The sequence below is a fragment of the Vibrio sp. 10N.222.48.A3 genome (genome assembly GCF_041475345.1).
GTDB lineage: Bacteria > Pseudomonadota > Gammaproteobacteria > Enterobacterales > Vibrionaceae > Vibrio > Vibrio tasmaniensis_A.
The window spans coordinates 1-1,545 of sequence record NZ_JBFRVX010001491.1 but is presented as its reverse complement, the minus strand read 5'-3'; the positions used below and the strand labels follow the sequence as shown (position 1 = coordinate 1,545).

Here is a 1,545-nt window from a genome sequence, read left to right as displayed (position 1 = left end):
GCTCACCGATAGGGCCAAATTCAGATTGCCCTAACCATAAATGAACAAGGGAAGCGAAAAACAGCGCTGCCCCCATCACCAAACCACTGGATTTCATTACTGCTCCGCTAACGTCAACAGCGATTGCGCCATAGCTTCTGCGTTATACAAAATCGACATTGCACCACCGTAACTCCAACTTGCCGCTACTGGACTAAATTGACCGTTACGAACAAAAGGCATGCTCTTCCAAACCGGGGATCGGTCTAACTTTTCTTGATATGGAAAAGGTTCAAAGTAAAGCGCAATGCCCTTCTTTACGTTCTTAAGCTCTGTCATTCGTTTTTGACTGATGCCCCACTGACTCGCAGGAAGATCCATCGCATTTTCAAAACCTAACTGTTCAAGCGCATATTGCGGAATCGAATTATCGCCGTAGATAAACACCGATGTGGTACTCGCAAAACGGAAAGAAGTAACTTTTGGCTTGTCACCCGGATACGCTTTGTCTAACTCAGCTTTTAGAACAGCGATACGTTCATCCATCACTGCCAATTTGTTGTTCGCTTGTTCTTCATTGCCAAGCAATTTACCTATCTTCTTGAAGTTCTCTATAGCAGCCGCTGCATTGTTGTGTTGTTCACTGTACGTTTGGTAGTAAAGTACGGGCGCAATTTCCGAGAGTCGATCCTGAAGATCTTTCTGAGGCGAAGCGATAAGAATCACATCAGGGTTTAGCTTCTTCAAAGCAGAAAAATTAGGCTCAGTTCGAGTGCCAATGTCCGCCACGCCTTCTGGAATGGCAGGCTGAACAACCCAGTCGGTATAACCAGCAATATCAGGTACTGCTACTGGTGTTACACCGAGTTCAATCACTTGTTCGGCTATGTCCCAGTTCAGCGCCGCCACTCTAACAGGCTGAGCTTCAAGGGTTTTAACGCCCTCGCTGTCTTCAACTTGGTAATCGGCCATCGCATTAAACGATAAAGCGCTCGCTAATACGGATACCGCCAGCTTTATATGCAAGCTCTTTATTTTAGAAACATGGGAAGCGATTCGTTGTAAATTCATATTGTTGCCTACTCAATCTAAATTCTATATTTATTCAAACGACAAAAGCAGCCCAGTAATGGCTGCTTTAAATTGATAACCCTAACTTAGTTAGAATTCGTAATTAACATTAAATTCTACAGTTTGCTCTTGACCGTACCAGCAATAGCTCTCATTCCAACAAGTGTAATACTCTTCATTGAATATGTTATTTGCAACGACATTAGCTGTTGCGTTCTTAAGCGAGCTGTTAACCTCTCCTAAGTCATAACCTAGAGACAAATCAACTAAAGTATATGATGGTACTTGGCCTTTATTTTTGTCTGACGTATCGTTTAGAACAGTTTCTCCCACATAACGCACGCCACCGCCGACTCTAAGGCCACTCATTGTACCACTACGTACAAAGTAGTTAGCCCAAACATTTGCAGTATGATCTGGTACAAATACTGGTGTTTGTCCGATATTTGACGCATTTCTATCTTCCGTAATTTCCATATCGGTGTATGTGTAGTT

General features: G+C 43.2%; 2 protein-coding genes. Both read right to left on the bottom strand.

Annotated elements, in window-relative coordinates; genetic code table 11:
- Positions 1–96 precede the first annotated feature (96 nt).
- Positions 97–1,050 (bottom strand): iron-siderophore ABC transporter substrate-binding protein, encoded by a 954-nt coding sequence (locus AB4653_RS27325; protein ID WP_032555065.1) that lies wholly within the window; start codon positions 1,048–1,050, stop codon positions 97–99.
- A gap of 90 nt (positions 1,051–1,140) precedes the next feature.
- Positions 1,141–1,545: TonB-dependent receptor domain-containing protein (locus AB4653_RS27320; protein WP_372105808.1), on the bottom strand; the 405-nt coding region annotated here is incomplete at its 5' end.